This window comes from Pseudomonas sp. ABa2 (assembly GCF_056676075.1).
Genome location: NZ_CM155239.1, coordinates 4,616,024 through 4,635,501 on the forward strand (window position 1 = coordinate 4,616,024; position 19,478 = coordinate 4,635,501).

At 68.6% G+C, this 19,478-nt stretch carries 14 protein-coding genes; 7 read left to right on the forward strand and 7 right to left on the reverse strand.

All coding sequences use genetic code 11. The features are described from left to right. Window positions 1–80: 80 nt before the first annotated feature. The 4 genes from waaC to glnE all read right to left on the reverse strand — a co-directional run bounded on the left by waaC (window position 81) and on the right by glnE (window position 6,154). Entirely contained in the window at window positions 81–1,082 is a 1,002-nt protein-coding gene (waaC, locus tag AC1G9C_RS22380; RefSeq protein ID WP_480408823.1) for a lipopolysaccharide heptosyltransferase I, read from the reverse strand. Next, window positions 1,082–2,116, reverse strand: coding sequence for a lipopolysaccharide heptosyltransferase II (gene waaF / locus AC1G9C_RS22385; RefSeq protein ID WP_480408824.1), 1,035 nt, complete (start codon window positions 2,114–2,116; stop codon window positions 1,082–1,084). Before waaF ends, waaC begins: the two co-directional genes overlap by 1 nt. Window positions 2,117–2,226: 110 nt before the next feature. After that, window positions 2,227–3,150 (reverse strand): branched-chain amino acid transaminase, encoded by a 924-nt coding sequence (locus AC1G9C_RS22390; RefSeq protein WP_480408825.1) that lies wholly within the window; start codon window positions 3,148–3,150, stop codon window positions 2,227–2,229. 61 nt (window positions 3,151–3,211) lie between these two features. Then, window positions 3,212–6,154, reverse strand: a complete 2,943-nt coding sequence (glnE, locus tag AC1G9C_RS22395) for a bifunctional [glutamate--ammonia ligase]-adenylyl-L-tyrosine phosphorylase/[glutamate--ammonia-ligase] adenylyltransferase (RefSeq protein ID WP_480408826.1) — start codon at window positions 6,152–6,154, stop codon at window positions 3,212–3,214. Between the two features lie 270 nt (window positions 6,155–6,424). On the opposite strand from glnE, the gene aceE reads away from it, so the two are divergent. Together aceE and aceF are read left to right on the forward strand one after the other, a co-directional pair. Then, the gene (aceE, locus tag AC1G9C_RS22400) at window positions 6,425–9,070 is read left to right on the forward strand and encodes a pyruvate dehydrogenase (acetyl-transferring), homodimeric type (protein ID WP_122109205.1); all 2,646 of its coding nucleotides are present in this window, start codon (window positions 6,425–6,427) and stop codon (window positions 9,068–9,070) included. Window positions 9,071–9,081: 11 nt separating this feature from the next. Continuing rightward, window positions 9,082–10,749, forward strand: a complete 1,668-nt coding sequence (gene aceF / locus AC1G9C_RS22405) for a dihydrolipoyllysine-residue acetyltransferase (RefSeq protein ID WP_480408827.1) — start codon at window positions 9,082–9,084, stop codon at window positions 10,747–10,749. 157 nt (window positions 10,750–10,906) lie between these two features. On the opposite strand, the gene AC1G9C_RS22410 is transcribed toward aceF, so the two are convergent. Next, window positions 10,907–11,443, reverse strand: coding sequence for a hypothetical protein (locus tag AC1G9C_RS22410; protein WP_122109207.1), 537 nt, complete (start codon window positions 11,441–11,443; stop codon window positions 10,907–10,909). Between the two features lie 139 nt (window positions 11,444–11,582). On the opposite strand from AC1G9C_RS22410, the gene AC1G9C_RS22415 reads away from it, so the two are divergent. The 3 genes from AC1G9C_RS22415 to AC1G9C_RS22425 are packed head-to-tail and all read left to right on the forward strand — an operon-like array spanning window position 11,583 to window position 15,219. After that, on the forward strand, window positions 11,583–14,294 hold the full coding sequence (locus tag AC1G9C_RS22415; RefSeq protein ID WP_480408828.1) for a bifunctional diguanylate cyclase/phosphodiesterase: 2,712 nt from the start codon (window positions 11,583–11,585) through the stop codon (window positions 14,292–14,294). Between the two features lie 51 nt (window positions 14,295–14,345). Then, window positions 14,346–15,005 (forward strand): peptide-methionine (S)-S-oxide reductase MsrA, encoded by a 660-nt coding sequence (msrA, locus tag AC1G9C_RS22420; protein ID WP_021442717.1) that lies wholly within the window; start codon window positions 14,346–14,348, stop codon window positions 15,003–15,005. A 16-nt stretch (window positions 15,006–15,021) separates the two neighbouring features. Continuing rightward, window positions 15,022–15,219, forward strand: coding sequence for a putative motility protein (locus AC1G9C_RS22425; RefSeq protein ID WP_021442718.1), 198 nt, complete (start codon window positions 15,022–15,024; stop codon window positions 15,217–15,219). Between the two features lie 57 nt (window positions 15,220–15,276). Here the strand turns inward: AC1G9C_RS22425 and AC1G9C_RS22430 are convergent, their stop codons facing one another. After that, a complete protein-coding gene (locus AC1G9C_RS22430; protein WP_021442719.1) occupies window positions 15,277–16,125 on the reverse strand; it encodes a 23S rRNA (adenine(2030)-N(6))-methyltransferase RlmJ in 849 nt (282 codons plus the stop codon). A 26-nt stretch (window positions 16,126–16,151) separates the two neighbouring features. Further along, window positions 16,152–17,039 carry a LysR substrate-binding domain-containing protein gene (locus AC1G9C_RS22435; protein ID WP_480408829.1) on the reverse strand — a complete coding sequence of 296 codons (888 nt, stop codon included), beginning with the start codon at window positions 17,037–17,039 and terminating at the stop codon, window positions 16,152–16,154. Window positions 17,040–17,132: 93 nt separating this feature from the next. Here AC1G9C_RS22435 and AC1G9C_RS22440 point away from each other — a divergent pair, with 93 nt between their 5' ends. Further along, on the forward strand, window positions 17,133–18,341 hold the full coding sequence (locus tag AC1G9C_RS22440) for a YbfB/YjiJ family MFS transporter (RefSeq protein ID WP_480408830.1): 1,209 nt from the start codon (window positions 17,133–17,135) through the stop codon (window positions 18,339–18,341). Next, on the forward strand, window positions 18,313–19,362 hold the full coding sequence (locus AC1G9C_RS22445) for an NAD(P)H-dependent flavin oxidoreductase (protein WP_480408831.1): 1,050 nt from the start codon (window positions 18,313–18,315) through the stop codon (window positions 19,360–19,362). Before AC1G9C_RS22440 ends, AC1G9C_RS22445 begins: the two co-directional genes overlap by 29 nt. Window positions 19,363–19,478: the final 116 nt, after the last annotated feature.

Consider the following 19,478-nt stretch of genomic DNA (forward strand, 5'->3'; position numbering starts at 1 on the left):
TTGGCGCCGAGCGTGCGAAGTCCAACGATAGGCCGATTCGGGCGTCGCCGCGCTCGGCAACCTGCGATTGCATGACGGCATCAGAGGGTCTCCGGCGCCAGCAACAGCGCCTCCAGTTCGGTGCCCACGCGCTCGGCGTCCAGGCCGTCGAAACAGGGTGTATGGCGATCGCCGCTGCCGGCGCCAGGGCCGCTGGCGCACAGGTGAACCTGGCTGCGGCCGTAGGCGCCGACCTTGCCCGGCAGCGTCGGGCCGTACAGCGAGATGCTCGGCACATCCAGCGCCGCGGCCAGGTGGCCGAGGCCGGTGTCCACCGCCACGCAGGCGCTGGCGCCGGCGATCACCTTGGCCACCCCGGCCAGGTTCAACTTCGGCAGCACGGCGGCATGGGTCAGGCCGGCGGCGATGCGCTCGGCGCGCGCCTTCTCCGTCTCGTTGCCCCAGGGCAGGCGCACCGCCCAGCCGAGGGCGTCCATGCGCTCGGCCAGGGCGCGCCAGTTGGCCTCCGGCCAGTGCTTGCTGGCCCAGGTGGTGCCGTGCAGAAACAGCAGATAGGGCTGCGCGGCGCCGTCCGCCATCGCCGCGCGGTTCAGCCCGTAGTCGCCGGTGCCGGTCGGCAGCGGGTAATCCAGCGCCTGGGCGAACAGCTGGCGCACCCGCTCCAGCGCGTGCTGATCCTTGGCCACCGCGTAACGGCGGTCGTAGAAACGGCTGGCCAGCGGCTCGCGCGCCGAATCGCGATCCAGCCCGGCCACCGGCGCCTTGACGTAACGGGTCAGCCAGGCGCTTTTCAGCAGGCCCTGGGCGTCGATCACCAGGTCGTAGCGGGTCTCGCCCAGGCGCTGCTTGAAGCGTTTCCACTCACCGCTGCGCCAGGTGCGCAGCGGATGCTGGCGCCAGCGGCGGATGGCCACCGGGATCACCTGGGCCACGGCCGGGTGCCAGGCGGGGATCTCGGCGAAGCCCTCCTCCACCACCCAGTCGAAGCGGATGCCGGGAATCGCCCGCGCCGCATCGGTCAGCGCCGGCAGGGTATGCACCACGTCGCCCAGCGACGAGGTCTTGACGATCAGTACCCGCACTACTCGACCTCGACCGGGTCGCCCACCAGGCGATCGAGGGCCTCGATCACCGGCCGCGGCTTGAGTTCGCGCAGGCAGTTGTAGTGGCCGAAGCGGCAGGTGCGGTCGAAGCAGGGGCTGCACTCCAGGCCCAGGCGGACGATCTCGACCTGGTCGGCCAGGGGCGGGGTGAAGCCCGGCGAGGTGGAGCCGTAGACCCCCACCAGCGGCCGGTTGAGCGCCGCCGCCACGTGCATCAGCCCGGAATCGTTGGACACCACCGCGCCGGCCGCCGACATCAGGTCGATGGCCTCGGCCAGGCTGGTCTGCCCGGAGAGGTTGACCACCTCCTCGCGCAGCCCGGGAATCAGGCGCATGCGGATGTCCTCGCCGCCGGCGTGGTCGTTCTTCGAGCCGAACAGCCACACCTGCCAGCCGGCGCGGATCTTGATCTCGGCCACCTTGGCGTAGTGCTCGGCCGGCCAGCGCTTGGCCTCGCCGAACTCGGCGCCGGGGCACAGCGCCAGCACCGGGCGATCCAACTGCAGCTCAAACTTGGCCAGCGCCGCCTGACGACTGGCCTCATCGATTTGCAGACGCGGCTGCGGATAGGGCTGAGGAATCTCGGCGCCATCTTCATAGGCCAGCGCCATAAAGCGCTCGATCATCAGCGGATAGCGGTCTTTGTCCAGCGTGCGGATATCGTTGAGCAGGCCGTAGCGCAGCTCGCCCTTCCAGCCGGTGCGCTGGGGGATGCCGGCGAACCAGGGCACCAGCGCGGATTTCAGCGAATTGGGCAGCAGGATCGCCTGGTCGTACTGGCCGGCCAGCGACTTGCCGATGCGCCGGCGGGTGGCCAGGTCGAGCACGCCATGGCCGAGCGGCAGGCTCAAGGCGGCGCGCACCTCGGGCATGCGCTCGAGAATCGGCCGGCTCCAGTCGGGCGCCAGCACGTCGATCTCGCAGTCGGGATGGCGCCGTTTCAGACACTGGAACAGGGTCTGCGCCATTACCATGTCACCGACCCAGCTGGGGCCGACAATCAGAATTTTCATACGGGCAATATCGGTAGGTTGGGTTGAGGAGCGAAGCGACGAAGCCCAACGGGCATGGCCTGGGTCGGCGCCATGTTGGGCTTCGCTGCGCGCTCAGCCCAACCTACGGGTCACTTCACCAGAGTGCGCCACTCGGCGTGAGCACTGGTCTTGCCGGTGACCAGATCGAAGTAGGCCTTCTGCAGCTTCTCGGTGACCGGGCCGCGGCGGCCGATGCCGATCTGCCGGCCGTCGACTTCGCGGATCGGCGTGACTTCGGCGGCGGTGCCGGTGAAGAAGGCCTCGTCGGCGATGTACACCTCGTCGCGGGTGATGCGCTTCTCCACCACCTTGATGCCCAGCTCGCCGGCTAGGGTCAGGATGGTGCTGCGGGTGATGCCGTTGAGGCAGGACGTGACTTCCGGGGTGTACACCACGCCGTCCTTGACCAGGAAGATGTTCTCGCCCGAACCCTCGGCCACGTAGCCTTCCGGATCCAGTAGCATGGCCTCGTCGGCGCCGCCGGAGATGGCCTCCTGCAGGGCCAGCATCGAGTTGATGTAGTTGCCGTTGGCCTTGGCGCGGGTCATGGAGATGTTGACGTGGTGGCGGGTGTAGGAGCTGGTGCGCACCTTGATGCCGTTGAGCAGCGCCTCTTCGCCCATGTAGGCGCCCCAGTGCCAGGCGGCGACTATCACGTGCACCTTGAGGCCGGAGGCGCGCAGGCCCATGCCTTCGCTGCCGAAGAACACCATCGGGCGCAGGTAGGCGCTTTCCAGGCCGTTCTCGCGCACCGCGGCGCGCTGCGCCTGGTTGATCTCCTCCTTGGAGAAGGGGATCTGCATGTTGAAGATGTGCGCCGAGTCGAACAGGCGATCGGTGTGCGCTTGCAGGCGGAAGATCGCGGTGCCGTCCGGGGTGTTGTAGGCGCGCACGCCCTCGAACACGCCCATGCCGTAGTGCAGGGTGTGGGTCAGCACATGGGTGTTGGCTTCGCGCCACGGCACCAGCTCGCCGTCGTACCAGATCACGCCATCACGGTCGGACATCGACATCTTGCCTGCTCCTCAATTCGCTTCGCGGTTCAATCATGCTCGGGGCCATCGCCCCCGTTATTCAGCTCAGTTCCAGCTGCCGCCACAGGCGCATCACGGCGCGGCGTTCGGCCTGGAACTGATCGCCCGGCACCACCCCGGGCTGCTTCTGCAGCGCCTGGCGGTGGGCGGCCGAGCGGTAAACCTTGTAGACCTCGCGCAGCAGACCGGCATCCTCGGGGGACATCAGACCGACCCGCTCCAGCCCTTCCAGAATGCGGATATTGTCGGTGAACTCGAGCAGCTGCGGGTGTTGCCACGACCAGGCCAGGGCCGCGTATTGCACCATAAATTCGATATCGACGATACCACCGGCATCCTGCTTCAGATCGAAGGAGGCCGTGGCCTCGAAGGCATTCTCCGCGGTGCCGGCGGCGGTGGCGCGGGTGCCGAGGTTGTCGCGCATCTTCGCCCGCATCTCGCTGACCTCGCTGCGTAGCGCGGCGATATCGCGCCGGCGGCCGAGCACCTCGCCACGCACCCGGGCGAACTCGCCGGCCAGGCGCGGGCAGCCCACCAGCACCCGCGCGCGCACCAGCGCCTGGTGCTCCCAAGTCCAGGCCTCGCTCTCCTGGTAGCGCTGGAATGCGCCGAGCGAACTGACCAAGAGCCCCGCCGCCCCCGAAGGCCGCAGGCGCATGTCCACCTCGTAGAGCGCGCCGGAGGTGGTCTGGGTGGTCAGCAGGTGGATGATGCGCTGGCCCAGGCGGGTGAAGAACTGCGCGCCATCGATGGGCTTGGCGCCATCGGTCTCGGCCTGCGGATCGCCATCGTGGATAAACACCAAGTCGAGATCCGAGCCGTGGCCAAACTCCAGGCCGCCGACCTTGCCGTAGCCGACGATGATGAAATCGGGGTCGCAGGGCGTACCATCGGTACGAAACGGCCGGCCATGACGCTGCACCGTGTGCTGCCAGGCCAGCGCCAGCACCTGGTCGAGAATGGCCTCGGCCAGCCAGGTCAGGTAGTCCGAGACCTTCATCAGCGGCAGCGTGCCGGCGATCTCCGAGGCCGCCACGCGCAGGCTGTGGGCCAGCTTGAAGTGACGCAGCGCCTCCATCTGCTGCTCCAGGTCGTCCTCGGGAATGCGGATCAGCCGCTCGCGCAGCTCGGCGGCCAGCTCCGGCGCCAGCGGCGGGTGATACAGCCGGCCTTCGTTGAGCAGCTCGTCGAGCAGCAGCGGGAAACGCGCGATCTGCTCGGCGATCCACGGGCTGGCGGCGCACAGGGCGATCAGCCGCTGCAGCGCGCCGGGGTTCTCGGAGAGCAGCACCAGGTAGGCCGAGCGTCGCGCGACCTTTTCCACCAGCGGCAGCACCCGCTCCAGCACCAGGTCCGGCGCCTCGTGCTCCACGGTCTGCGCCAGCAGGCGCGGCACGAAGGCATCCAGGCGCTCGCGACCGAGGCGCTGCATGGCGCGCACCTGCGGGCCGTTGCGCAGGTCGCCGAGGCGCTTGAGCGCGGTGGCCGGCTCGGCAAAACCCGCCTCCTGCAGCTGGCGGCAGGCACCCTCCTCGTCCAGCGCCTCCTCCCACAGCGGCAGCCATTCGGCGCCGACGCAGGCCTCGCCGCCCTGCGCCTCGTCCTCGTCGGGGTCGGCGATCACCTGCTGGAAGTGCCATTCGATGCGTCCGCGCCAGTGCATCAGGCGCTCATGGAAACTCGCCCAGTCGGCGAAGCCCATGATGGTCGCCACCCGCGCCTGGTCGCGCGCGTCGGCCGGCAGCATCTGCGTCTGCCGGTCGCCGATGCCCTGCAGGGCATGTTCGGTGTAGCGCAGGAACTCGTAACCCTCGCGCATCTCCGCCACCACCGCCGGCGGCAGGTAGCCCTGGCCCTCCAGGGTCGCCAGCACCTTGAGCAGCGGCCGCTGCTGCAGGCTGAGGTCGCGCCCGCCGTGAATCAGCTGGAAGGCCTGGGCGATGAACTCGATCTCGCGGATGCCGCCGGCACCGAGCTTGATGTTCTCGCTCATGCCCTTGCGCCGCACCTCCTGCTGGATCAGCAGCTTCATAGCGCGCAGCGCCTCGATGGCGGAGAAATCCAGGTAGCGCCGGTAGACGAAGGGCCGCAGCATTTCCAGCAGCTCGGCGCCGGCGGCCTGGTCGCCACCGACCACGCGCGCCTTGATCATGGCGTAGCGCTCCCAGTCGCGGCCCTGGTCCTGGTAGTACTGTTCCAGCGCGTTGAAGCTGAACACCAGCGCACCGCTCGAGCCGTAGGGGCGCAGGCGCATGTCGGTGCGAAAGACGAAGCCGTCGACGGTGATGGCATCCAGCGCCTTGATGAGTTTTTGCCCGAGACGGATAAAGAACTCCTGGTTGTCCAGCGGCCGCTTGACCCCCTCGGTCTCGCCGCCTTCCGGGTAACCGAAGATCAGGTCGATGTCCGAGGACAGGTTGAGCTCGAAGGCGCCGAGCTTGCCCATGCCGAGGATCACCATGTGCTGCGCCTGGCCGCTGCGCCGGCCGATGGGCGTGCCGAACTGCGCGCAGTGGCGCGGGTAGAGCCAGTGGTAGGCCAGGTCGATGCTGGCGTCGGCCAGGTCGGAGAGGTCGCGGCAGGTTTCGCTCAGCGGCGCCTGGCGGCTGATGTCGCGCCAGATGATGCGCAGCTGCTGGCGGTTGCGGAAACGCCGCAGGCAACGCCCCAGCACCTCCTCGTCGGCGCAGTCGGCCAGTTGCGCCGCCAGCTGCTCGCGCAGCTCGCCCGGCGCCAGGCTGCGTTCCAGTTCGCCGGACGCGCCCAGGGCGAGGAACATCGCCGGATCGCGCAGCGCCTGCTCGGCGACGAAATCGCTGAGCGCCGCCACTCGTCGCCAGGCCTCGCGACGCGGCGCCGGCCAGGCGGCCCACTGCGCGGGCAAGCCCTCATGCTCGGCCAGCGCCGCCTGCAGCGACTGCTCGGCGCGCTCGGCCAGGGGGATCAGGGAGGGGGGCAACTCGACCGGCAACGGCAGGCTCATGGTCTATCCTTTTGGCGGACTGCCGGACGCCTGGCGGGTTCGCCCGGAACCCCGCTCCTGCGGGGCGCGCACGGCCGGCGGTGGCGCGGATTGTAGTTTTACTACTAAAGAATTGTATCCAGAGGGCTGAATCCGCCGTCGAAATGTAGTAAAACTACAAGCGGCCGGTCCTACCCCCGGTAAATCCAAGAATTCAACTCGCCCGCCCAAAAAGCCGGCGAGACCCAACTGGCCTCCGATTCTGGAAGCCTTTCCGCCCTGGAGCAAGCCATGCAAGACCTCGATCCGATCGAAACCCAGGAATGGCTGGACGCCCTTGAATCCGTCCTCGACCGTGAGGGTGAAGACCGTGCCCATTACCTGATGACCCGTATGGGCGAGCTGGCCACCCGCAGCGGTGCGCAACTGCCCTACGCGATCACCACGCCCTACCGCAACACCATCCCGGTCACCCACGAAGCGCGTATGCCGGGCGACCTGTTCATGGAGCGCCGTATCCGCTCGCTGGTGCGCTGGAACGCGCTGGCCATGGTGATGCGCACCAACCTGGACGATCCGGATCTGGGCGGCCACATTTCCAGCTTCGCCTCCTCGGCGACCCTGTACGACATCGGCTTCAACTACTTCTTCCAGGCCCCGACCGACGAACACGGCGGCGACCTGGTGTTCTATCAGGGCCACGCTTCGCCCGGCGTCTACGCCCGCGCCTTCATGGAAGGGCGCATCAGCGAAGAGCAGATGCAGAACTTCCGCCGCGAGGTGGACGGCAAGGGCCTGTCCTCCTACCCGCACCCCTGGCTGATGCCGGACTTCTGGCAGTTCCCCACCGTGTCGATGGGCTTAGGCCCGATCCAGGCGATCTACCAGGCGCGTTTCATGAAGTACCTGGAAGCGCGCGGCTTCATCCCCGCCGGCAAGCAGAAGGTCTGGTGCTTCATGGGTGACGGCGAGTGCGACGAGCCGGAATCCCTCGGCGCCATCTCCCTGGCCGGCCGCGAGAAGCTGGACAACCTGATCTTCGTCATCAACTGCAACCTGCAGCGCCTCGACGGCCCGGTACGCGGCAACGGCAAGATCATCCAGGAACTCGAAGGCGTGTTCCGCGGTGGCGGCTGGAACGTCAACAAGGTGGTCTGGGGCCGCTTCTGGGATCCGCTGTTCGCCAAGGACAAGGACGGCGCCCTGCAGCGTCGCATGGACGAGGTGGTCGACGGCGAGTACCAGAACTACAAGGCCAAAGACGGCGCCTACGTGCGCGAGAACTTCTTCAATACCCCGGAACTCAAGGAGATGGTCAAAGACCTGTCCGACGACGAGATCTGGAAGCTCAACCGTGGCGGCCACGACCCGTACAAGGTCTATGCGGCCTACCACCAGGCGGTCAACCACAGCGGCCAGCCCACCGTGATCCTGGCCAAGACCATCAAGGGCTACGGTACCGGCGCCGGTGAAGCGAAGAACACCGCGCACAACACCAAGAAGGTCGACGTCGACAGCCTGCGCCAGTTCCGCGACCGCTTCGACATCCCGGTCAAGGACGAGGAGCTGGAGAACCTGCCCTTCGTCAAGCCGGAGCCGGGCAGCCCCGAGTACAAGTACCTGCACGAGCGCCGCGCCGCCCTCGGTGGCTACGTGCCGCAGCGCCGGCCCAACAGCTTCAGCATCCCGACCCCGCCGCTGGATACCCTCAAGGCCATCCTCGACGGCTCCGGCGACCGCGAAATCTCCACCACCATGGCCTTCGTGCGCATCCTCGCGCAGCTGGTCAAGGACAAGGAGCTGGGTCAGCGCATCGTGCCGATCATCCCGGACGAGGCGCGTACCTTCGGCATGGAAGGCATGTTCCGCCAGCTCGGCATCTACTCCTCGGTCGGCCAGCTGTACGAGCCGGTGGATAAAGACCAGGTGATGTTCTACCGCGAGGACAAGAAGGGCCAGATCCTCGAGGAAGGCATCAACGAGGCCGGCGCCATGAGTTCGTTCATCGCCGCCGGTACCTCCTACTCCAACCACAACCAGCCGATGCTGCCGTTCTACATCTTCTACTCGATGTTCGGCTTCCAGCGCATCGGCGACCTGGCCTGGGCGGCCGGCGACAGCCGTACCCGCGGCTTCCTCATCGGCGGCACCGCCGGGCGTACCACGCTCAACGGCGAGGGCCTGCAGCACGAGGACGGCCACAGCCACCTGATGGCCGCGACCATCCCCAACTGCCGCACCTACGACCCGACCTACGGCTACGAGCTGGCGGTGATCATCCGCGAAGGCACCCGGCAGATGATCGAGGAGCAGCAGGACGTCTTCTACTACATCACCGTGATGAACGAGTCCTACCAACAGCCGGCCATGCCGGAGGGCGTCGAGGACGGCATCATCAAGGGCATGTACCTGCTCGAGGAAGACAAGAAGGAAGCCGCCCATCACGTGCAGCTGCTGGGCAGCGGCACCATCCTGCGCGAAGTGCGCGAGGCGGCGAAGATCCTGCGCGAGGAGTTCAACATCGGCGCCGACGTGTGGAGCGTCACCAGCTTCAACGAGCTGCGCCGCGACGGCCTGGCCGTGGAGCGCATCAACCGTCTGCACCCGGGGCAGAAGCCCAAGCAGACCTACATCGAGCAGTGCCTGTCCGGGCGCAAGGGCCCGGTGGTGGCCAGCACCGACTATATGAAGCTGTTCGCCGAGCAGGTGCGCCAGTGGGTGCCGAGCAAGGAGTACAAGGTGCTGGGCACCGACGGCTTCGGCCGCAGCGACAGCCGCAAGAAGCTGCGTCACTTCTTCGAGGTAGACCGCCACTGGGTCGTCCTGGCCGCCCTGGAAGCCCTGGTGGACCGCGGCGAGATCGAAGCCAAGGTGCTGGCCGACGCCATCGCCAAGTTCGGCATCGATCCCGATAAAGCCAACCCCCTGGACTGCTAAGGAGCGTAGCGATGAGTGAATTGATTCGCGTACCCGACATCGGCAGCGGTGAGGGTGAAATTATCGAGTTGTTCGTCAAGGTCGGCGACCGTATCGAAGCCGACCAGAGCCTGCTGACCCTCGAGTCGGACAAGGCCAGCATGGAAATCCCGGCGCCCAAGGCCGGCGTGGTCAAGGAGCTGAAGGTCAAGCTCGGCGACCGCCTGAAAGAGGGCGACGAGCTGCTGGTACTGGAAGTCGAAGGTGCCGCCGAGGCAGCGCCTGCGGCCCAGGCCGAAGCCGCCCCTGCCGAGGCCCCCAAGGCTGCCGCCGCCCCTGCTCCGGCCGCTGCTGCGGCGCCGGCCGCCGCTGCCGCCAGCAGCGTGCAGGACGTGCACGTGCCGGACATCGGCACCGACGGCAAGGTCAAGGTCATCGAGGTCATGGTCAAGGCCGGCGACAGCATCGAGGCCGACCAGTCGCTGATCACCCTGGAGTCCGACAAGGCCAGCATGGAAATCCCCTCGCCGGCCGCCGGCGTGGTGGAAGAAGTGCTGGTCAAGCTGGACGCCGAAGTCGGCACCGGCGACCTGATCATCAGGCTCAAGGTGGCCGGTAGCGCGCCGGCCGCTCCGGTCGCGGCGCCCGCCGCCGCACCGGCCAGCCAGGAAGTGCACCGCGTGCCGGAAGGCGCCGCGCCCGAGGTGGCCGCCGAAGTGCGCGCCATCGCCGCGCTGTCGGCCGCCGCCGCCGAAGCCGCCGCCGCGCCCAAGCGCGACGCTGCCAAGGTGCACGCCGGCCCCGCCGTGCGCATGACCGCGCGCGACTTCGGCGTCGATCTGGCCGACATCGCCGGCACCGGGCCCAAGGGCCGCATCCTCAAGGAAGACGTGCAGGCCTACGTCAAGGCCATGATGAACAAGGCCAAGGCCGCTCCCGAGGCGGGTGCCGCCACCGGCGGCGCCGGCATTCCGCCGATCCCGGCGGTGGACTTCAGCAAGTTCGGCGAAATCGAAGAAGTGGCGATGACCCGTCTGATGCAGGTCGGCGCCGCCAACCTGCACCGCAGCTGGCTCAACGTGCCGCACGTGACCCAGTTCGAATCGGCCGACATCACCGAGCTGGAAGCCTTCCGCGTCGCGCAGAAGGCGGTGGCCGAGAAGGCCGGGGTCAAGCTGACCGTACTGCCGCTGCTGCTCAAGGCCTGCGCCCACCTGCTCAAGGAGCTGCCGGACTTCAACAGTTCGCTGGCCCCCAGCGGCAAGGCGATCATCCGCAAGAAGTACGTGCATATCGGCTTCGCCGTCGATACCCCGGACGGCCTGCTGGTACCGGTGATCAAGAACGTCGACCAGAAGAGCCTGCTGCAGCTGGCTGGCGAAGCCGCCGCGCTGGCGGAGAAGGCGCGCAACAAGAAGCTGTCGGCCGACGACATGCAGGGCGCCTGCTTCACCATCTCCAGCCTCGGCCATATCGGCGGCACCGGCTTCACCCCGATCGTCAACGCACCCGAGGTGGCGATCCTCGGCGTGAGCAAGGCGAGCATGCAGCCGGTGTGGGACGGCAAGGCCTTCCAGCCGCGCCTGATGCTGCCGCTGTCGCTGTCCTACGACCACCGGGTGATCAACGGCGCCGCCGCCGCTCGCTTCACCCAGCGCCTGTCGCAGCTGCTGGCGGATATCCGCACCATGCTGCTGTAAGGCCGCGCACCACCTTTCGAGCACGCCACGCTCGTATCCTCAACCCCGCCCGTTCAGGCGGGGTTTTTTTTGACTATGTTCCAGCCACAAGAGCCGCAACACAGGCGGCTTCCCGCTGCGCGCGACGCGGCCTGCGCGCGCCCGGCAACGCCGCCGTTCAGCCCTTCTGCACGTTGCGAATCAGAAAGCTCAGCGCCTTGGCCAGCTCGGCCGCGCCCTGGTGATCGCGCAGGATGCTCAGCAGCGGGCTGCCGTCGCCGGGGTTGATCAGCACGCAGCGGATGCCGCCGGCCGGGCATTCGTAGCGAATGAAGGGATCGACGCCGAACACCGACACGCGCTGGTTGCGCACGGCGATATCGGTGCCCTGGGCGCCGCGACTTTCCTCGCGCAGGATCAGCTCGCCGGGCGCGCCGATGCCGATGCGGTAGAGCAGATCCTGACGCTGCGCCTGGCCGACCTGGTAAGCGGCGCGCAGCGCATAGGTGTCGAGCAGCGCGTTGCTGTGGGCGAGCAGCGCCTGGCGCTCGTCGGCGGTCAGGTACAGGCGCTTGAGCCCGTCCAGGTAGGCGGTCTGCTCGTCGCCCTGCAACCCGGCGGCCGCTTCGGCGTCGGCGGCAGTCGCCGGCGCGGCAGCGAACAGCGCGCCCAACAGGGCCAGGGCCATCAGTTTTCTTGTCAGTATCGATTGCATGATGCACCCTTGCCGAACGCTATAGTGAAGTAGGCCTGAGCCCGAGCCTCCGTCCGTACCGCCACTGCCCCGGGCAGCGGCGGCCCCGTACCGAGAACGGATGCCTCGCCTGGTCAGCATACTGGAAGCCCGCCGCCCAATGAAAAGCCATCCCGATGCCGGCACCCGCTCGGCAGCCGAGGTTGTGACGCAGTTGCCAGTGCCCTCGCGGCTCGGCATGTTGCGTTTCGAGCGCTTGAACGAGCCGAGCTGGGCCCTGCTGTTTCTCGATCCCGCCTGCGAACGCCAGCTCGGCATCAGTGCCAGCGACCTGTGCGCCCTGGTCGATGCGCCCTACGCCAGCCTGATGGAGCCCGAGGCGCGCTACCGCCTGCACGACGCCATCCAGCAGCAGCTGCTGCAGGGCCCGCATTATCTGGTGCGCTACCGCCTGCACACGCCGCAGGGCGCGCTCAACCTGCTGGAGGTGGGCGAACCCTTCAAGCAGCGCAACCGCCAACTGCTGCGCGGCTACCTGCTGGTGGCGGACGAGAGCCTGAGCCAGTACAGCCCGCCCGAGCAGGCACTGCAGGCACAGAACCAGCAGCTGCGCAGCTCGCTGCAGCAGTACCAGCGCGCCCAGGACGACCACCTGCAACACCTGGTGCGTTCGCGCACCCAGCAGAGCCTGATCGTGCGCCTGGCGCGCCAGCGCTACGTCTCCAGCGACCCGCTGCTGGAGGCTGCCGAGCTGATCACCCAGGCCGCCTGCGAGGTCTACGGCGTGGCCCGCGCCGGCCTGTGGAAGCTCGGCAGCCACAGCCTGGAGTCGGTGACCCTGTACCGCCGCGACCTGGATCGCCACGAACGCCTGGCCGATATCGACGCGCGCGCCTTCCCGCACTATCTGGAGGCACTGCACAGCGGCCGCGCCATCGACGCCCACGACGCCCTGCACGACCCGCGCACCGCCGAGCTGAGCGCCAGCTACCTGCAGCCGCTGGGCATCGGCGCCATGCTCGACGCCGGCGTGCGCGTCGACGGCGAGGTGGTCGGCGTGCTGTGCCTGGAACACAGCGGCGGTCCGCGCACCTGGCAGGCCGACGAGATCGCCTTCGCCGGCGAGCTGGCCGACCAGTACGCGCAGGTGCTGATCGGCCAGCAGAAGCGCAGCGCCACCCACGCCCTGCACCTGTTCCAGCGTGCGGTGGAGCAGAGCGCCAGCGCCTTCCTGCTGGTCGACCGCGACGGCCGGGTGGAATACGTCAACCCCAGCTTCACCGCCATCACCCTGTACAGCGGCGACGAGGTCTGCGGCCGGCGCCTGTCCGAGCTGCCGGCGCTGGCCAACCTCAGCGACCTGCTGTTCGACGCCCACTCCAGCCTGGCCGAGCACAACAGCTGGCAGGGCGAGTTCCGCAGCCGGCGCAAGAACCAGGAGCCCTACTGGGGCCAGCTGTCGATCTCCAAGGTGTACGGCGACGATGGCGAGCTGACCCACTACATCGGCATCTACGAAGACATCACCGAGACCAAGCTGGCCCAGCAGCGCATCGAGCGCCTGGCCTACACCGACAACCTGACCAACCTGGGCAACCGCCTGGCCTTCATCCGCAGTCTCGAGGAGCGCTTCGCGCGCAGCCCGCAGCCGCCGCTGGGGCTGTTGCTGGTGGACATCGACAACTTCAAGCGGATCAACGACAGCCTCGGCCACCAGACCGGCGACAAGCTGCTCTCGGCCCTGGCCCGGCGCCTGCGCAACAGCCTCGGTGCCAAGGGCAGCCTGGCGCGCTTCGCCAGCAACGAGTTCGCCATCCTCCTCGACGGCGGCGACCAGGAGGCCGCCCAGCGCGTCGCCCAGCAGGTGCTGCAGACCCTGGACAAACCACTGTTCGTCGACAACCAGCTGATCAGCATCACCGGCTCGGTCGGCCTGGCCCTCGCGCCGCAGCACGGCGAAGACCCGCAGACCCTGATGAAGCACGCCGGCCTCGCCCTGCACAAGGCCAAGGCCAACGGCAAGCACCAGGTGCAGCTGTTCACCGAGGCACTCAACGCCGAGGCCAACTACAAGCTGTTCGTCGAGAACAACCTGCGCCGCGCCCTGACCCAGAGCGAGCTGGAGGTGTTCTACCAGCCCAAGCTGTGCCTCAAGAGCGGCCAGCTGCTGGGCATGGAAGCGCTGCTGCGCTGGCACCATCCGGAAAAGGGCATGATCCGCCCCGACCAGTTCATCAGCGTGGCCGAGGAAACCGGGCTGATCATCCCCATCGGCAAGTGGGTGGTGCGCCAGGCCTGCCGCATGAGCAAGCAGCTCAGCGCCATCGGCCTCGGCGAGCTGCAGGTGGCGATCAATCTGTCGCCCAAGCAGTTCTCCGACCCGGACCTGGTCGGCTCCATCGCCGCCATCCTCCACGAGGAACAGCTCGAACCCCGGCGGCTGGAGCTGGAACTGACCGAAAGCCTGCTGCTGGAGGCCACCGACGACACCCGCCACCAGCTCGGCCGCCTCAAGAGCCTGGGCCTGACCCTGGCGATGGACGACTTCGGCACCGGCTACTCCTCGCTCAGTTACCTGAAGAAATTCCCCATCGACGTGATCAAGATCGATCGCAGCTTTATCAAGGACATTCCCGACAACCAGGACGACATGGAGATCACCTCGGCGGTGATCGCCATGGCCCATAACCTCAAGCTCAAGGTGGTCGCCGAAGGCATCGAGACCGCCGCCCAGCTCGGCTTCCTCCGCCGCCAGCAGTGCGACGTCGGCCAGGGCTACCTGTTCGACAAGCCGATTCCCGGCCGCGAGCTGATCGACAGCCTGCGCCGCTACCCCTGCCGCCCGGCGCCCACATCCGACCAACGGACGTAACGCGCCACGCCGCGCCTGGTCCACTGCTTGCCCACTTCTCAGGAGATCGCCATGGTTCTGCGTTCCCAGATACTCGCCCACAAACTCGAGCTGCCCAGCGCCGAGCAGGCCCTGCCCGGCCGCAGCGAAGCCCTGCCGGTGCCGGCGGCGCACCATGTCAACGGCCACCCGCTGCAGCCGCCCTTCCCCGCCGGCCTGCAGCAGGCGGTATTCGGCCTCGGCTGCTTCTGGGGCGCCGAGCGGCGCTTCTGGCAACAACCCGGGGTGTACAGCACGGCGGTGGGTTACGCCGGCGGCCATACGCCGAACCCGACCTACGAGGAAACCTGCTCCGGGCTGACCGGGCATACCGAGGCGGTGCTGGTGGTGTTCGACCCGCGGCAGACCAGCTTCGAGGCCCTGCTCAAGGTGTTCTGGGAGGCGCACGATCCCACCCAGGGCATGCGCCAGGGCAACGACCGCGGCAGCCAGTATCGCTCGGCCATCTATTGCCAGGACGCGGCGCAACTGGCTGCCGCCCGCGCCAGTCAGGCGCGCTTCCAGGCCGAGCTGGACAAGGCCGGGCTCGGCGCGATCACCACCGAGATCCGCGAGGCGCCGCCGTTCTACTACGCCGAGGCCTATCACCAGCAGTACCTGGCGAAGAACCCGAACGGTTATTGCGGCCTGGGCGGAACGGGCGTATGCCTACCGCCTGAACCCAAGGCCTGAAGGAGGGGCGATCGCCATGGAACTGAGCAGCCTCGCCAGCCAGGTTTCCAGCCAGGCGTCGGCGCAATTCTCGGCGCAGATGTCGCTCCTGCTGCTGCGCAAGACCCTGGAGCTGCAGGCGTCCGGCGTCGCCAGCCTGGTGCAGGCGGCCGCCCCGGTCAGTGCGCCGAGCAACCCGCCGCATCTGGGCAACAGCATCGACGTGATGGCCTGAGACGCGGCGCCGAAGCGGCCCCGCCGGATGCGCCATGCGCAGCGTCCCCAGGCTCGCTCAAGCGGCCGGTTTTTCCTCGATCAGCCAATCCAGGCGCCAGCCGCCCAGGCTCTGGCCGAGCGCATCGGCCAGCCAGGGCAACAGCTGCCTGAGCTCGTCCTCCAGGCCCCAGGGCGGGTTGCTGATCACCAGGCCCGAGCCGGTCAGCCGGCTGGCATCGTCCGGGGCGTGCACGTACAGCTCGGCGCGCAGCAGCTTGGGCGCGGCGCTCTTTTGCAGATCCCGGTAGAAACGCGCCAGTTGACGCTCGTCCTTGATCGGATACCAGATCGCGACGATGGCCTGGCGCATGCGACCGTGCGCCTCGTTCAGCGCCTCGACGCAGCGCTGCAGCTCGTCGGCCTGCTCGAACGGCGGGTCGATCAGCAGCAGCACGCGCTTCTCGCGGGTCGGCAGCAGCGCCCGCGGCACGTGCCAGCCCTCGCCCAGGTGCACCGCTACGCGGCGGTCGCCGCGCATGTTGTCCTTGAGCAGGCGGCCGTCTTCCGGGTGCTTCTCGTTGAGCTGCAGGCGATCCTGCTCGCGGCTGAGCAGGCGCGCCAGCTCCGGCGAGCCGGGGTAGTAGCGCAGCTCGCCGTCCGGGTTCATCGCCCGCACCACCTCCAGGTAGGCCTCCACCGCATCCGGCAGCTGCGCGGCCTGCCACAGGCGGCCGACGCCCTCCAGCCATTCGCCGGTGCGGCTGGCCTGATCGCCGCGCAGGTCGTACAGGCCGATGCCGGCATGGCTGTCGAGGTAGGCAAAGGGCGCCTCCTTGCGCGACAACAGGGCAATCAGGCGGGTCAGCACCAAGTGCTTGAGCACGTCGGCGTGGTTGCCGGCGTGGAAGGCGTGGCGGTAGTTCATGAATGTCTCCGAAGCGGTCGCCAAGTTTACCCGCTGAGCGGGCTTTGCGCGCGCATCAGCTCCAGCAGCAGCGCCAGCGGCGGGTGCTCGCCGGCATCGCGGCGGCGCGCCAGCAGCGTGGTGGTCGCGCCGAACTCCGCGGCGATGGCCTGGTACTGCACCAGGTGCACACGCGGGTGGCGCTCGAGCAGGCTGCGCGGCAGCAGGCCGATGCCCATGCCGGCGGCGATGCCGGCGAAGATCGCGTCGATCGAGCCGTAGCTCTGCCGCGCCGCCACCTGCAATCCGCGGCCGACCACCCAGCGCTCCAGGCGCTCGCGATAGTGACAGCCCTCGGGGAAGCCCAGCAGGGTCTGCGGCCGCGCCTCCAGACTGTCGGCATCCTGCGTCGGCGGCAGCACCAGCATCAGTTCCTCCTGCCAGATCGGCAGGCACTCGAGCTGCGGATGCTCGAACGGCCCGCCGATCAATCCGGCGTCCAGCTCCCCGGCCAGCACGCCCTCGACCAGGCGTCGGCTCGGCCCGGTGCTGAGCTGCAGGTTGACCCGCGGCGCCCGCTGGTGGAAAGCCGCGAGCAGCTCCGGCAGACGCACGGCCGCGGTGGTTTCCATCGAGCCCAGGCGCAGGTCGCCACTCCAGATATCCTCCTGCACGCTGCGCCAGGCCGTCTGGCAGAGCTGTTCCAGATGCTCGGCGTGGGGCAGCAGGCGCTCGCCGGCCGGGGTCAGACGCAGGCGCTGGCCCTGACGCAGGAACAACCGGGTGTCGAGTTGCTGCTCCAGCTGGCGCAGGCGCGCCGAGACGTTCGACGGTACGCAGCTCAGGCGCAGGCCGGCGGCGCTCAGCGAGCCCTCGCGCGCCACGGCGAGGAAATAGCGGAACAACTGCGGATTGAGTCGCTGCCAGGCGCCCATGAACATCACCAAAAGTGAAAAATGAAAGCAGTATTTTTCACTAACGATCGGTCAACGACAACGACTAAGGTGCGCAGCACGACCGGAGGCCCTATGCCCAGATGTGACCGCGCCCACCTCACTGCGTTGCTCGCCGCCGCCCTGGCGCTGGTGGTCGTGCACGCGCTCGGCCGCTTCGCCTATACCCCGCTGCTGCCCCTGCTGCTCGACGATGGCCTGTTCGACCTGAGCCAAGGCGCCCAACTGGCGACCTGGAACTACCTCGGCTACCTGCTCGGCGCCCTGCTCGCGCTGCCCATGGCCAACCCGCGCGGCTTGCGCCTCGGCCTGCCGGCGGCCCTACTGATCAATGCCGGCCTGACCCTGGCCCAGGTCTTCACGCAGGACATCGCCCTGCTGGCTGCACTGCGCCTGACCAATGGCATCAGCAACGGCGTGGTGTTCGTCCTCGCCCCGGCGCTGGTGCTGGAATGGCTGGCCCTGCGCCAGGCCACGGCGCTCAGCGGTCTGGTCTATCTGGGCTTGGGTAGCGGCATGTTGCTGTGCGGCCTGCTGGTGGCCATCACGCCCTGGCACGGGCCGCTGCGCTGGCTGCCGATCGCCCTGTGCGCCCTGCCCCTGGCGCTGCTTTGTGCTCCGATGCTAAGGCGCCTGGCACGGGACCTGCCCGACAAGCCCCCTGCGACCGCCCGTGGCGCACTGTTCGGCAGCCACAATCTGGCGTTGCTGATGGCCTATCTGGGGGCAGGCCTGGGTTACATCCTGCCGCTGACCTTTCTGCCGGCCCTGGCTCGTGAACAGCTGCCCGCCGGTCATCCGCTGCTGGTCGGCAACTGGTGGTGGACGGCGCTCGCCTGCCTGATCTCGGCGAGCCTGTGGAACCAGGCCGGTGCCTGGCTGGGCGACCGCCGCGCCCTGCTGGCCAACTACCTGCTGCAGCTGCTCGGCGTGGCCATGCCGATCCTGCTGCCCGGCCCCGTCGGCGTGCTGGCCTGCGCCCTGCTGGTGGGCGGCACCTTCCTCGGCACCGTATTGCTGACCCAGCGCTTGGCCCGCACCCTCAACCCGGACCAGGGCTTGCGCCTGGCCGCCCTGCTGATCAGTCTGTACAGCGGCAGCCAGTTGCTCGGCCCCTGGCTGGTGCAGCACTGGACTGCCGCCGGCCATAGCCTCACGAGCAGCTTCCTTATCAGCACGGCGGCATTGCTCTGGGCCCTGTTGTGGGCCTGGCAGGTGTCCGAACCACGATCCCTCGCTGAAATGGAGCCATCCCATGTCTCTCACCGCCCTGCTCGACACTGACCTGCCACTGATCCAGGCGCCGATGGCCGGCTCGCAGAACCATCGCCTGGCCGCCGCTGTGTGCCAGGCCGGCGGCCTCGGCTCGATTCCCTGCGCCATGCTCACGCCCGCCGCCCTGCGCCAGGAGCTGCAGGCGCTGCGCGCCCTGACCGAGGGCCCGTTCAACCTGAACTTCTTCAGCCATGTGCCGCCCGCGCCGGATGCGGCCCGCGAGGCGACCTGGCGCGAGGCGCTGGCGCCCTACTATGACGAGCTGGGCCTGGATCCGGCCGCCATCGCCGGCGGCCCGGGGCGCCTGCCGTTCAACGAAGAGGCGGCGGCGCTGGTGGAGGAGTTCCGCCCCGCGGTGGTCAGCTTCCACTTCGGTCTGCCGGAGGAAGCCTTGCTGCAGCGGGTACGGCGCAGCGGGGCGAAGATCCTCTCCAGCGCCACCACCCTGAACGAGGCGCTGTGGCTGCAGCAACGCGGCGTCGATGCGGTGATCGCCCAGGGCCTGGAGGCCGGCGGCCATCGCGGCCACTTTCTCGACTTCGACCTGAGCCGCCAACTCGGCCTCTTCGCCCTGCTGCCGCAGCTGGTCGATGCGCTGTCGGTGCCGGTGATCGCCGCCGGCGGCATCGCCGACGCCCGCGGCGTAGCCGCGGCCATGGCCCTGGGTGCGGCCGGCGTGCAGGTCGGCAGCGCCTACCTGCTGTGCCCGGAGGCCAGCACCGGCGCCATCCACCGCGCCGCGCTGCAGAGCCCGGCGGCGCGCCATACGGCGCTGACCAACCTGTTCAGCGGGCGCCCGGCGCGCGGCATCGTCAACCGCCTGATGCGCGAGCTGGGGCCGCTGAGCGAACGGGCGCCGGCCTTCCCCCTGGCCACCGCGGCCATCGCCCCCTTGCGCGCGGCGGCCGAAGCCCAGGGCAGCGGCGACTTCTCGCCGCTGTGGGCCGGGCAGAACGTCGCCAGTTGCCGGCCCCTGCCGGCCGCCGAGCTGACCCGCGAGCTGGCGCAAGGCTTCGCTCGTTCGATCTGACGAGCCGTCACTCCCGCGCAGGCGGGCGTCCAGGCGCCGCCAATTTCCTGGGTTCCCGCCTGCGCGGGAACGACGGTTAACTGGCTCCGCAGGTCGGGTTCAACCCGCCACTTCGG